This is a genomic window from Gordonia amicalis NBRC 100051 = JCM 11271 (assembly GCF_000332995.1).
Taxonomy (GTDB): domain Bacteria; phylum Actinomycetota; class Actinomycetes; order Mycobacteriales; family Mycobacteriaceae; genus Gordonia; species Gordonia amicalis.
The window spans coordinates 60,695-73,318 of the sequence record NZ_BANS01000033.1; the positions used below are offsets into that span (position 1 = coordinate 60,695).

11 protein-coding genes are annotated in these 12,624 nt (G+C 67.8%); 5 read left to right on the plus strand and 6 right to left on the minus strand.

The annotated features are described in order from the left end of the window. Positions 1-43: 43 nt before the first annotated feature. Both GOAMI_RS16290 and GOAMI_RS16295 read left to right on the plus strand, forming a co-directional pair. Positions 44-1,189: a hypothetical protein gene (locus GOAMI_RS16290; RefSeq protein ID WP_006437655.1), complete on the plus strand. Its 1,146-nt coding sequence runs from the start codon at positions 44-46 to the stop codon at positions 1,187-1,189. A gap of 33 nt (positions 1,190-1,222) precedes the next feature. Then, positions 1,223-2,305, plus strand: a complete 1,083-nt coding sequence (locus tag GOAMI_RS16295; RefSeq protein ID WP_006437656.1) for a hypothetical protein — start codon at positions 1,223-1,225, stop codon at positions 2,303-2,305. Here the strand turns inward: GOAMI_RS16295 and GOAMI_RS16300 are convergent. Further along, positions 2,299-3,450: an FAD-binding oxidoreductase gene (locus GOAMI_RS16300; protein WP_006437657.1), complete on the minus strand. Its 1,152-nt coding sequence runs from the start codon at positions 3,448-3,450 to the stop codon at positions 2,299-2,301. The genes GOAMI_RS16295 and GOAMI_RS16300 overlap by 7 nt on opposite strands. A 132-nt stretch (positions 3,451-3,582) precedes the next feature. On the opposite strand from GOAMI_RS16300, the gene GOAMI_RS16305 reads away from it, so the two are divergent. Further along, positions 3,583-4,710, plus strand: a complete 1,128-nt coding sequence (locus GOAMI_RS16305) for an amidohydrolase family protein (protein ID WP_006437658.1) — start codon at positions 3,583-3,585, stop codon at positions 4,708-4,710. A gap of 14 nt (positions 4,711-4,724) precedes the next feature. On the opposite strand, the gene GOAMI_RS16310 is transcribed toward GOAMI_RS16305, so the two are convergent. Both GOAMI_RS16310 and GOAMI_RS16315 read right to left on the minus strand, forming a co-directional pair. Beyond that, the gene (locus GOAMI_RS16310; protein ID WP_040004912.1) at positions 4,725-5,669 is read right to left on the minus strand and encodes a serine/threonine-protein kinase; all 945 of its coding nucleotides are present in this window, start codon (positions 5,667-5,669) and stop codon (positions 4,725-4,727) included. 72 nt (positions 5,670-5,741) lie between these two features. Further along, the gene (locus tag GOAMI_RS16315; RefSeq protein WP_006437660.1) at positions 5,742-6,167 is read right to left on the minus strand and encodes a nitroreductase/quinone reductase family protein; all 426 of its coding nucleotides are present in this window, start codon (positions 6,165-6,167) and stop codon (positions 5,742-5,744) included. Between the two features lie 87 nt (positions 6,168-6,254). Between GOAMI_RS16315 and GOAMI_RS16320 the strand changes: the two genes are divergently transcribed. After that, positions 6,255-7,619: an FAD-binding oxidoreductase gene (locus tag GOAMI_RS16320; RefSeq protein ID WP_040004913.1), complete on the plus strand. Its 1,365-nt coding sequence runs from the start codon at positions 6,255-6,257 to the stop codon at positions 7,617-7,619. Here GOAMI_RS16320 and GOAMI_RS16325 read toward each other — a convergent pair. Beyond that, entirely contained in the window at positions 7,597-8,766 is a 1,170-nt protein-coding gene (locus GOAMI_RS16325) for a GGDEF domain-containing protein (protein WP_006437662.1), read from the minus strand. The two genes, GOAMI_RS16320 and GOAMI_RS16325, sit on opposite strands and share 23 nt — an antisense overlap. A 331-nt stretch (positions 8,767-9,097) precedes the next feature. Between GOAMI_RS16325 and GOAMI_RS16330 the strand changes: the two genes are divergently transcribed. Then, a complete protein-coding gene (locus tag GOAMI_RS16330) occupies positions 9,098-10,009 on the plus strand; it encodes a LysR family transcriptional regulator (protein WP_006437663.1) in 912 nt (303 codons plus the stop codon). An 18-nt stretch (positions 10,010-10,027) separates the two neighbouring features. Here GOAMI_RS16330 and GOAMI_RS16335 read toward each other — a convergent pair whose 3' ends face one another. Then, positions 10,028-11,710 carry an acyl-CoA dehydrogenase family protein gene (locus tag GOAMI_RS16335; protein WP_006437664.1) on the minus strand — a complete coding sequence of 561 codons (1,683 nt, stop codon included), beginning with the start codon at positions 11,708-11,710 and terminating at the stop codon, positions 10,028-10,030. Continuing rightward, the gene (locus tag GOAMI_RS16340; protein WP_006437665.1) at positions 11,710-12,351 is read right to left on the minus strand and encodes a TetR/AcrR family transcriptional regulator C-terminal domain-containing protein; all 642 of its coding nucleotides are present in this window, start codon (positions 12,349-12,351) and stop codon (positions 11,710-11,712) included. The genes GOAMI_RS16335 and GOAMI_RS16340 overlap by 1 nt, the downstream gene beginning before the upstream one ends. Between the last annotated feature and the right edge of the window lie 273 nt (positions 12,352-12,624).

Here is a 12,624-nt window from a genome sequence, read left to right on the forward strand (position 1 = left end):
CTTCGTCGCCGCCGGGCGACGACCACCACACGAAGGGCGCCACATGGAGTTCGAGGACGAGGCGTCGTCATCCGGCGACGAACCGGCGGTTGTCCTCGGAGTCGTCGCCGCGCCCGGACAGCCGATCGGTCTCGCGCGCAAACTCGTCGACGCGGATCTGATCGAGCACGTGCAGACGACCTTCCCCGGAGCCCGATGGCAGGTCGAGGTCGTGGAGGTGTCCGTGGTGCAGCCGCCCGCGACCGACGCCCAGATCGTCGACGCCGCGAGAGACCTTCTCCTCGAACGGGAATGGGACCTCGTGGTCTGCCTGACCGACCTGCCGCTACACGTGGGACGCCGCCCCGTCGTCGCCCATGCCAACGCGGTGCACGGCGTTGCGGTCCTGTCGGTTCCCGCGCTCGGTCCGACCGGCCTGCGTCAGCGGACGCGCGGGACGGTGGTCGGTCTCCTCGCTCAGCTCCTCGGCGCCGACGCGGACGATCTCCGAGAGCATCAGAAGTCGCCGTCTCGCTCCCCGCTACGGCACCGCGTCCGCCAGCTCGGCACCGACACCGACGAGGAGAGCACCGCCTTCACCGCCCGGGTGCTGACCGGCAACCTCCGACTCCTCACCGGCATGGTCCGCGCCAATCGGCCGTGGCGCCTCGCGCTCGGGCTGACCCGTGCGCTCACGGGCGCCATCGCCGCAGGCGTGTTCGCACTGGTGACCGCCGACATCTGGCTGCTGGCCGACACCTTCGGATGGGTCCGGCTCACCGGCGTCGCCGTCGGCTCGATCGTCGCCATCACCGCCACCCTGATCATCGGCGCCGACCTGTGGGAGCGGGGATCGTCGCGGCAGTCGCGCGAACAGATCGTCCTGTTCAACACCGTCACGGTCATCACCGTCGTGCTGGGCGTCGCGGCGTTCTATGCGGCTCTGTTCGTACTCGCGACCGCCGGCGCACTGTGCCTGGTGGTCCCGCAGGTCTTCGGCGATGCACTCGGCCACGATCCCGGGATCACCGACTACCTGGAGGTCGCGTGGCTGACGTGTTCGCTCGCCACGGTCGGCGGTGCGCTCGGTGCGGGGCTGGAGACCGACGAGGCGGTGCGCGACGCCGCATACACCCAGCATCCGGCCGAGTCGGTCTGGCGAGGTACTCCGCGACGGTCCGGCTGCCACGGATCGCGTAACAGCCGCTAGGCTTCATGGGCAAACGTCGATGTGGAGGTGACGATGACCCAAGATCCGGCGGGTGGGGGACTGCCCGGATCCGTGGTTCTCGGGATATCCGTCGTCGACGACCAGATCGCGTCCGTCGTGCGGGACGCCGACGGGCACATCCTGGCGAGCAATCTCGTCGACCTGCCGGATTCCTCGGCCCCCGCGGTCGAGGCCGCGATCATCGTACTCGTCGATTCGGTTCCGGTCGTGGTGGACCAGATCGGTGTCTCCGCCTCTCGCGAGGACGTCCGCAAGCACCTGGCGCAAGCCTTCGCCTCGGACGCCGCAGGCGAATCCTGGCATCGCCGCGTCGTCGTCACCGGATACGCCTCGGCGCTCGCCGAGATCGCCTGCACCCACGCCACCCGAGGCGGCGTCGTGGCCGTCGTGGACCTCGATCGCGATGCCGCCCCGGCGGCCGGTACCACTGTGGCTACGGTCGACACGACGTCGGGTGCGGTCCTCGGGACCGCCGACTTCACCACCGACCGGCTCGCGCCCGTCACCGATCCCGACGGGGCGTCCGCTCTGGCGACGGCGGTCACCAAGCTCCCGCGCGGTCGCGACATCACCTCCATCATCGTGGTGGGACCCGGCGCGGAGATGCCCGGCATCGCTCCCGCCTTCGAGTACGCGGCGCAGCGACCCGTCACGGTCGCCGCAAACCCCCCGCTCGCGTCGGCCATCGGCGCGGCCGACGCCGCCCTGGTGGCGCTGTCGGCCCCGGCGGGGGCCACGCGGGTGTCGACGGGGCGACGCTGGTGGTTCGTCGGCGCCGCGATCGGCGCCGCGGTGTTCCTCGGCGCCGTCGGGCTGACCTTGATCCTGGCCGCCGAGAGGGCCACCCCCGAAGCTGTTCCGGTGACGGTCACCGAGACCCCTGCGGCGGTGACCGTCACCGCAGACGCGACGACGGTCACCGAGACCGAGACCGAGACGCCGCAGGCCCGCACCACGACAGTCACCAGCACGCCGCGTCCGGTCACCCGGACGACCACGGTGACCGAAGAGGTGTCGGCTGCCACGATCACCGAGACGGAGACGACCACCATCGAGGTGCCGGCGCCGGGAGAATCAGCGCCCCGGGGTCAGTAGACGGGGTCGTGCTGGATGCGGCTCGCCCGCACCCCGGCGATGATCAGCTGTCGCCGGGTCGCCTCGATCATCTGCGCCGACCCCGCGATCAGCACCTGATGGTTTTCCCAGTTCCCGGCGCCGACAACCACGTCGGCGAGGGTGCCGATGCGGTGTTCGATCCCGAGTTCGGCCGGCGTCGCCACCGCCCTGATCCACCACGGGTCGCGTTCTTCCTCCGAGACCGCGGTGACCTGCAACCAAGGATTGGTGGCGGCGATCCGCCGCAGCACACTGAGGTCGTAGAGTTCGCCGGGATGGCGCATGCCGTAGAAGATGTGGGTCGGCGGCGAGTCCGCGCGCTTGGACATCTCGATGAGCAGCGCACGCAGCGGGGCGAGACCGGTACCGCCGGCGACCATCAGCACGGGCTGATCCCGGTCGACGTGCAACGTGCCGTGACTCTGGGACAGCGTCCAGACATCCCCGACGCTGGTCTCGCTGACGATCGCCGAACTGACCGCCCCACCTTGGATCGCCCGTACGTGGAACTCCAGCTCACCGGCCGGATTCGGGGGGATCGACGGCGAGAAGTTGCGCCACTGCTTCGGCCACTGCGGGATGTGGACCTCGAGGTACTGGCCGGCGATGAATGTCAGTGGCGCGTGCGCGATGAGTCGTACGACGGCGAGGTCGCGGCTGATGCGGTACTTCTCGACGACCTCTGCCGTCCACCGCGCCGGATGGGTGGCGGTTTCGGCCGCCCCACGCATCACGCCGGTGACGAGCATCATCGCCTGGGAGACCGTCTGCTGGGCCTCGGAGTCCCAGTACCCCTCCATCAGACTGGCGAACTCGCCCATGAGCGCCGAGTACATCACGTGGTAGTGCTCGGGTTCGACGCCGAACTTGCGATGGTCGCGACCGAGCTGGGCGAGGAACTCGACGAGGTCGGCGTGGCCGGATTCTGCCGGGATGGCTTCGAGGACGTGGTCGATCACGCGATGGAAGGCGATCTGCTGTGCGGCCATCGAGACGCCGAACAGGTCCCGGAGGTCGGGGTCGATCGCGAACATCCGGGTGAAGACGTTGGTCGCGAACCGGTCGGGCTGCCGGTTCACCGCTGTTCGCAGCTGATGCAACGTGTGGCGTGAGTGGCTCGCCATTCTCTCTGGACAACCTCCGTCGGCGTTCGTCCCCGCCTCTTCCAAGAGACCCAACACTAGCCTCTCGACCCGACAGAATTCAGGATCCGCCATCGTATGTCGGACTGTGATCCGGTATGGCAAGGTACCAGCATGACGTCCCTCGACGGTGTCCTCCCGGCCATCGTCGACGCGCATGTGCAGCACTGGAATCCGCGGCGCACTCCCTGGGCCGCAACCCGTTCGTCGCGCCTGTACGGGTTCGTCCCCCGATTGGGGGACCGGGTGTTTCCGCTCGTCGCCTCGCGCGCCGACCGCGAGTTCGTGCTGACACCGCGAACGGTCGCGCGTCCCTACGGGCCGCGGCAGTACGCCACCGATGCCGCACTCGTGCCGACGGTCGTCGGTGTGCCCATCGACACCGTCGTGCACGTCGAGTCGCACTGGCGCAAGGCGTTTCCGGCCGGGGAACAGGCGTCCGCCCACAGCACCGCGGTGGAGGAGACGCGCTATCTGGAGGACCTCCCGTTCGGTCAGGCGGGGGCTCCCCGTCTCGGAGCGATCGTCGCCCACGGTGATCCACGGGACCACGACTTCGCCGAGACACTCGACCAGCAGCTCATCGTCTCACCGCGGGTCCGAGGCGTCCGGCTGGTGGCGACGCGTCACCCCGATCCACGCGTCCGCGACGGTGGCGACGCCGACAACATCCTGTCGTCGACCGCCTTCCTCGACGGCTTCGCCGAGCTCGCGGGGCGCAAGCTCGTCTTCGAGGCGGCGGTCTACTCCCATCAGCTCTACGACGTCATCGTGCTGGCGAGGGAGTATCCGGACACGACCATCGTGCTCGATCATTTCGGGATGCCGGCCGGGGTTTTCGGCCCGATCGGGACTCGCACGGGCGCGACGGCCGCCGCGCGCGCGGACATCTGGCGGCTATGGCGGGAACGGATCACCACCCTGGCGTCGTATCGCAATGTGGTGGTGAAACTCTCCGGTCTCGCGATGCCGGTCCTCGGCTACGGCCACGAACGGTGGGGCAACATCGGCGGGCAGACGACACTCGCCGAGATGATCTGTCCGTTCGTCGAACACGTCGTGAACCACTTCGGTACCGATCGCGTCATGTTCGGGTCCAATTACCCGATCGACCGGCCCAACGCCGCGATCGACGTACTCGTCGGAGCCCTCGTCGACTGCGCGTCGCCATGGGGAGACGAGGCCTTGCGACGGATCTTCCGCGACACCGCGGTCCGGGTCTACAAGCTCGACGACGCGTGACGTGTCGGATCTCGTCACAGGTGACGCGGACGCCCCCACCTTCGTGAGCGGGTCGGTTCGGGCACGGGCACGTCGCGCATGAGGCGGACCAGTATGTCGACCAGTTCGGTACACGTCGGATAGCGGTCCTGCGGCGACTTGGCGAGCGCCTTGGCGAAGATGGAGTTCATCGCCGACGGGAGCCACGGCCGGCGTCGGGTGAGGCGGGGCGGCTCGTCGTTGATGTGTGCGTAGGTGATCGCGAACGACGTGTGTCGCGGGTACGGCGGTTCGCCGGTGAACATCTCGACGAGGCTGCATGCGAAGGAGTAGTTGTCGCTGGCCGGCGAGAGACGTTGTGCCTGAAGCAGTTCCGGTGAGGCGTACCCGATGGAACCCTGCACCCGCCCGTTCCGGGCGAGTGGCCTCGTGTCGTCGAGGAACTGGGCGATCCCGAAATCGGAGAGATAGGCGTCCACCGGTGCGGGGGTGTCGCCGTCGGGGCTGACCGGCCGGGAGAGCAGGATGTTGGCGGGTTTGACGTCGCGGTGGAGGATCTCCTGGCGGTGGGCGTGGTCGAGGGCATCGGCGATCTGTGCGGCGACCCGCAGGATCGTGTCGACGTGGGGTTCGTCGGTGCGACCGGGCACGAGTGCAGTGGCTGACGGGCCGGGCGCGTACTGCATCGCCAGCCACATCGACGGCAGGTGGTGGGGGCCGAGAGACCCGGGCGGCGCGGCGATCTCGCCGTGCGCGCGAATCCGCACGATGTGCGGGTGGTCGAGCAGCGAGGCGATCCCGGACTCCCGCTCGAACCGTTCGCGGACCCGGCCGTGGTCGGCGGCGTTCGGGTGCAGCACCTTGAGCGCGACGGGCCCGTTGCCGTCGTCGCGATGGGCACGGAAGACGTCGGCACTCGCACCCCCGCCGAGGAACTCGTCGATGGTGAAGCCGGCCACGCATTCGCCAACCTCGAACACCTTGTCAGCGTAAGGCGACGACGACCGGTCGGAGCGGTGCGACGATCGGGGTGTCGGGACCCGGGCTCGCGGTCAGGACGTCGGCGTCAGGCGGAAGATCGGGAACCTTCGGCCCTGTGCGGTCTCGGTGTACTTGACGAACTGATCGGTGAACGAGGTGAACTTCGCCCAGGCCTCATCCCAGTCGTCGTCGGTGATCTCGGTGACCTGCGTGTCGTGACGCTCGATGCCGTCGGCGGCGGGGGCCTCGACGGCAACCGAGTCGGGGTGGGCCCGCAGGTTGTGCACCCACGCCGGCGTCGTCGGGGAACCCGCGAAGGACCCGATGACGAGCCAGGAGCCGTCGTCGGCGAGACCGAACAGCGGGCTGATCCGCGGCTCGCCGGATCTGGCGCCGACGGTGTGCAGCAGGACGAGGTTCTTGCCGAACCCTGCGGTCTCGACATGTCCGTTGTTGGTGCGGAACTCGTTGATGATGGTGGTGTTGAAGTCGTTCACGATCTCATTGATACGCCTTCCTGGCGACGACCTGCCGGTGTGTCAAAGTGAAACCGCGGTCCGGGCGGCGAAGAATACGCTGAACGTATGAGTGCCGATACGAGGTCGTTGGCCGCCGCGCTGCCCGATGGGATGGTGATCACCGACCCCGACATCCTTGCCGGGTATCGCCAGGACCGTGCCCTGGACCCGACCGCGGGCACCCCGCTCGCACTCGTCCGCCCGACCTCGACCGAAGACGTTCAGACGACGGTTCATTGGTGTCACGAGAACCGGGTGCCGATCATCACGAGGGGTGCCGGCACCAGCCTCTCGGGTGGCTCGACCGCGGTGGACGGCACCATCATGCTCTCCACCGAGAAGATGCGCGAGATCGCTGTGGACCCGGCGACGCGGACCGCGGTCGTGCAGCCCGGGCTGTTCAACTCGGAGGTCAAGGCCGCCGCGGCGGCCGAGGGTCTCTGGTACCCGCCGGACCCGTCGTCGTTCGAGATCTGCTCGATCGGCGGCAACGTCGCCACCAACGCCGGCGGACTGTGCTGCGTGAAGTACGGGGTGACCACCGACTACGTCCTCGGCCTGCAGGTGGTGCTGGCCGACGGCCGTGCGGTGCGAGTTGGCGGCAAACAGCTCAAGGACTCGGCAGGCCTCCCGCTGACCAAACTCTTCGTCGGCAGCGAGGGACTCCTCGGGATCATCACGGAGGTGACCCTGCGCCTGCTGCCACCCCAGGGACCGGCGAGCACGGTCGTCGGGATCTTCGACTCGGTCCACGACGCGAGCCGTGCCGTCCTCGCCGTCACCGGCGAGATCCGTCCGGCGATGCTCGAATTCATGGATTCGGTAGCCATCAACGCGGTCGAGGACATGCTGCGCATAGGGCTCGACCGCGACGCCGGCGCGCTGCTCGTCGCCCAGTCCGACGCACCCGGGGCGGCCGGCGCCCAGGAGGTCGAACTCATCCGGAACGCCTTCGAGACGAACGGCGCCGGTGAGGTCTTCGCCACCGACGATCCCACCGAGGGTGAGGCGTTCACCGCCGCCCGGCGCGCGGCCATCCCGGCCGTGGAGAAGCTCGGGTCGCTTCTCCTCGAGGACGTCGGCGTGCCGTTGCCGTCGTTGCCCGATCTCATCGACGGCGTCGCCAAGATCGCCGCGGACAATCAGGTGATGATCTCGGTGATCGCGCACGCCGGCGATGGAAACACCCACCCGTTGATCGTCTTCGACCCGACCGACGCCGCCGAGGCCGGCCGTGCGCAGACTGCGTTCGGTCAGATCATGGACCTCGCCATCGAACTCGGTGGCACCATCACCGGCGAGCACGGCGTGGGGCGCCTCAAGAAGGGCTGGCTGCCCGACCAGGTGGGACCGGACGTGATTGAGCTGACCGCGCTCATCAAGAACGCCCTCGACCCGGAGGGGCTGCTCAATCCGGGCGTGATCCTGTAGACGTGGTCAGCACGACGGCATAGCTGCCGCGGCGGTTCGCCTTGGCCGAGAACAGGGCATCGTCGGCGAGGGCGAGGTCGCGTCGAATCCGTGCGGTTGCATCCTCGTCGGACATCTGGTCGCGGGGCAGCGGACCCACCGCGATACCGAGACTCACGGTCGCCCACTCGCCGTCTTCGGTATCGATCGGTTGACCCCGGATGTCTTCGGCGACGGCACGCGCCGCGGCTTCGTCGAGCCGCATCGCGATCGCGAACTCGTCCCCACCGAGCCGGGCGACGACCGCCGGCTCGTCCACTGCTCCCTGGAGGATCTCGGCGACCTGCTGCAGTACGAGATCACCCACGCCGTGGCCGTGGTCGTCGTTGATCCGTTTGAAGCGGTCGACGTCGGCGATGAGGAGTGCGAACCGATCCCCTTGCCCCCGGCGCAACAGCGTGGACGTCGCCAGGACGAATCCGCGGCGATTCAGCAATCCGGTGAGCGGATCGGTGTTGGCCATCCGCAGCTGATGTTTCAGGGTTCGCTGGAGATCGGAGGTGTAACCGTGGTGGAGGGTGACGGTCCCGTTCACGGCGACGAGCAGCGCGAGCGTCGCGGAGAACGCGGTGACCGGCGGAACGCCGTCGTGCCACGCGAGAATGCCGAGAGTGCACGTCACCGCGCTCGAAAAGGCCATGTGGAGATACACGACGTGTGCCCGCACGAAATGTGCGCTGTAAGAACCCACCACGGCGAACAGCGCCGAGAAGTACAACGCGAGACGTGGGTCGGCGATGACGAACAGACACACCGCCACTCCGATGTCCGCGTAGGCGACGAATACGTTGTTGAATCCTCGGACGTGTGATTTCTTGGTCCACCACATCTCGCCCAGATGAACTCGGCTCACGGCGATCGCGGTGGGAACGGTGGTGGCGGCAGCGGTGCCGAGGATCAGCGACCGCCATACCGACCCCTGCGAACCACTCGGTGTGAAGAGCCCGAGTGCCCCCACGACGCCGAAGATCAGTACCAGCCCGGCGATGGTGTAGCGGATGTGACGTTCGCGCAGCCGTAATTGCCGAAGGACGTGATGCGTTTCGTCGTAGAGCTGCCCGCCTCGTGCGATCTCAGCGGTGAGCGAGTCGCCACCGAGCCCGCTCAACGGTCTGGATCTCGGCGAACGGCCGACCGTTTCTTCCACCTGATCGAGCTCCGGAAATGAGGGTGTGGCGAACAATGCGAAGTCTAGAGGGGCGTTAACGATACTTCATCAGGGCGAGAAATATTCGCGGGCGCCCGGTCGCAGAAGCGAAAGCAGGGAGATATGAGTGGGAAGCACCTGCCGAGGTCCTCCCGTCCCCTCCGCGGGGGGACCTCAGCAGGTAGCCCAAACGCGACTGACATCTGAATACGACGCCATGCAAAAATGAGCATATTGGGTCAAAGGTCAACCTACAATCACATCAATCTGGATAACTGACAGGAGAAGGTTGATGAATGGTTCTGGGGACGCCGGACTCCGCGATATCGGCCTGCGTCGACTCCGAATGTTTGTTGTCGTCATGGAAGCTCCGAGCCTTCGCGTCGCGGCCGACACCCTGTTCATCAGCCAGCAGGCGTTGTCGTCGGCGATCCGTGAACTCGAGCGGCAGTTGGGTGTCGAGCTGTTCTCCCGGTCGCGCCGCAGCCTGACGCCGACGCCGGCCGGGGAGGCGCTCTACCGCGGCGCGGTGCCGCTGCTGGCCGGTGGCGAACAGCTGGCCACCCAGGTCAGGCGCGTCAATTCCGGGTCGCCGGCACCGTTCGTCATCGGCCACGCACCAGACCTCGCGTCGTCGGAGGTCTTCCGCATCATCGAACCCGTCGTCCTCGCCGACCCCTCGATACCGATCACGGTGCGCCCGGTGTTCGCCGACTTCATGCGAGACGAGTTGCTGTCGGGCTCGATCGATCTGGCACTGGGCCGCGGTGTGGCGGCGCCCCCGGACATGGCGACGACGATCGCGACCCAGCACGAACTCCGGCTCGCGGTGCGCAGCGATCACCCGCTCGCCGCGCACGCGCACGTCGACATGGCCGACCTCGCCGACTACGAGATCGTCGTGTGGGGCCCCGAGCACGAATACGAGTACACCGACATCCTCGTCGGACTGTGTCGGCGTGCGGGATTCGAACCGCGGATCATCCTGTCGACGCTCCTGGGTACGCCACCGCACACCGCGGTGATCGCACACCCGAAAGCCTGCGCGTTCGTCACCAACGAACCCGGCTGGATCTATGCGAACTCCATCCGCATCATCGAGTTCACCGATCCGCCGCTCGCCCCCGTACGGGCGATGTGGCTGCCCAACACCGCGTCGACGCTACGCCGACAGATCCTGGCCGCGGCGGAAGGTGTTGTGTGAAAGCGGAATCGGTGGACCTCAGTGACGCTCCAGGATCGCGGCGAGGTCGGTACCGTCGGGAAGCGCGCCGTACTCGAAGCTGCGATCGGGACCCAGCCGGCTGGCGATGAAGGCGTCGGCGACGGCGGACGGACTGTGCCGCACCAGCAGTGACGCCTCGAGCGCCAGGGCCATCGCCTCGACGGTCGACCGGGCCCTGCGCTGGGCGTCGGCCGGGCCGAGGCGCGACAGTTCGCCGAGCTGGTCGCGGAGCCGGTCCAGGTGGGCGTCGAGAGTGCGGTCGGCGCCGCGGGCGAGTGACACCTCGGCATCGAAGGCGGCCACCGACTCCGGTTCGCGGGTCATCGCGCGCAGGACGTCGAGGGCGATGACGTTTCCGGAGCCCTCCCACACGGCCATCACCGGCTGTTCGCGGTAGCGCATGGCGAGCGGGAAGTCCTCGGTGTATCCGTTGCCGCCCAGGCATTCCAGCGCCTCGTAGGCGTGGTGGGGTCCGCGCTTGCAGATCCAGTACTTGGCGACGGCGGTCGCGAGCCGGCGGAAGGCCCGTTCCTGGGGATCGGCATCCTCGTCATGGGCGCGTGCCAGCCGGATCGCGGTGGTGGTCGCGGCCTCCGACTCCAGTGCGAGATCGGCCAATACGGCGGTCATGGCCGGCTGGTCGGCCAGCGTCGCACCGAAGGCGGCACGGTGGCGGGCATGCCACACGGCCTCGGCGACCGCCTGCCGCATGCCGGCCGCCGAACCGAGGACGCAGTCTAGCCGCGTCTGTGCGACCATCTCGATGATCGTGCGCACGCCACGTCCCGGTTCGCCGACCATCACGGCGACGGTGCCGTCGAGTTCGATCTCGCTCGAGGCGTTCGACTTGTTGCCGAGCTTGTCCTTGAGGCGCTGGATGCGGAAGACGTTGCGGGTCCCGTCGGGCAGGATCCGGGGGAGCAGGAAGCACGAAAGTCCTTCGCCGCCTGCGCCTTGCGCTTGGGCGAGGACGAGGAATGCGTCGGACATCGGCGCCGAACAGAACCACTTGTGCCCGGTGAGGAGGTACTCGGCGCCCGGTCCGCCGGTCCCGGCGGGAACGGCGACCGTGGTGTTGGCGCGGACGTCGGAGCCACCTTGCTTCTCCGTCATCGACATCCCGAATATCGCCGACTCCTTGGTGGCGCTCAGATCGGGGGAGTAGCTGCGGGACAATGCCTTCGGTACCCAGTTCGCGGCGACGTCGGGCTGGAGTTCGAGCGAGGGGATGACCGCATGGGTCATCGACACCGGGCAGGCGTGGCCTGGTTCGATCTGCCCGAACAGCATGAAGGCCGCCGCGCGGACGACGTGCGACCCGGGCTGCGGGTCGGCCCAGCAACGGGTGTGGGCACCGTGCGCGATGGAGGCGGAGATGATCCGGTGATATGCCGGGTGGTACTCGACCTCGTCGATGCGGTGGCCCCAGCGATCGAACGTCCGCAGTATGGGGGTGACGGTGTTGGCGAGATGGGCGTCGTGCTTGAAGGATTCGCTGCCGACGAGCGCACCGATCTCGCGGAGCTCGGCGTCGCCCCAGGCGCCGTCGTGGCGGGCGACCGCCTCGGTCAGGACGGTGTCGAGTTCGTATTCGTTGACGTCCACCCGCGGCGCGGACTGGTTGAACACCTCGTGGGTGAGGTGCGGCTGCGGATGGATGTGCGTTGCGGACTGGGACATCATGCCTCCTGGGATGTGGGTACGAGTGGCCGATCCAGAACCCGGTCCGGGATCTGCAGGTTCGTGAAGATCACCGCGACCGCGTCCTCGAGCCGATAGCCGAAATCGGCTCCGGTGGCGGCCTTCTGGACCGCGAGACCGAAGATCGCGGACCAGAACGCCTTTGCCTCGACGTCGATCCCCGCGCGCAACTTCCAGCCGGTGCGCACAAGTGTCGACATCAGCGCCTGTTCGCCGCGTTCGTGCAGCGTGCGCAGGGTGTCGGTGATGTGCTCTCGCAGGTCGGTCCGGCGCGCCGTCAGCAGCATGGCGGTGGTGAACAATTCGACGTCCCGCGCGCAGGGGCCGAGCAAGGTGCCGACGAGCGTGTTGGTGTAGTCGCGGACGGTTGTCGTTCCGGCAGCGGCCTCCTCGGCTCGACGACCGGCACGCAGCACGCCGACGCAGGCGACCTCGACGAACAGCTGCTCCTTGGAACCGAAGTAGTACGTCACCTGGTTCGGGTAGGCGTCGGCGCGCTGACAGATCTGGGCGACCGATGCCGTGTCCCCCTGTTCGGCGAAGACCTCGGCAGCGGCACGCAGCAGGGTCTGGCGGGTCGCCTTGCCCGCTTCCCGGCTAGCGCGTCCGAAAGTCGCCACAGAATCCTGCCTGATCGAGGTCAATGTTTGTATGACAAACAATAAAGGCCTTCAACCGCGTCCGCAACAGTCCGGCGATGCATGCGTTCTGGCATACCTACTCGCGCCTACTTCTGCCTGTCGCGGATATCTAACTTCGAGATCGACGTCTGAGTGCCCCTGCATCTCACATGCGTAAGGAAGTTGGTAGGGGCTGACGGTCGCTGCAGTCGGCGTGGTGAGGCCGACTCGGGCAGACTGTACGGCGCACTCGATGCGACCCGGGTGGCTTCT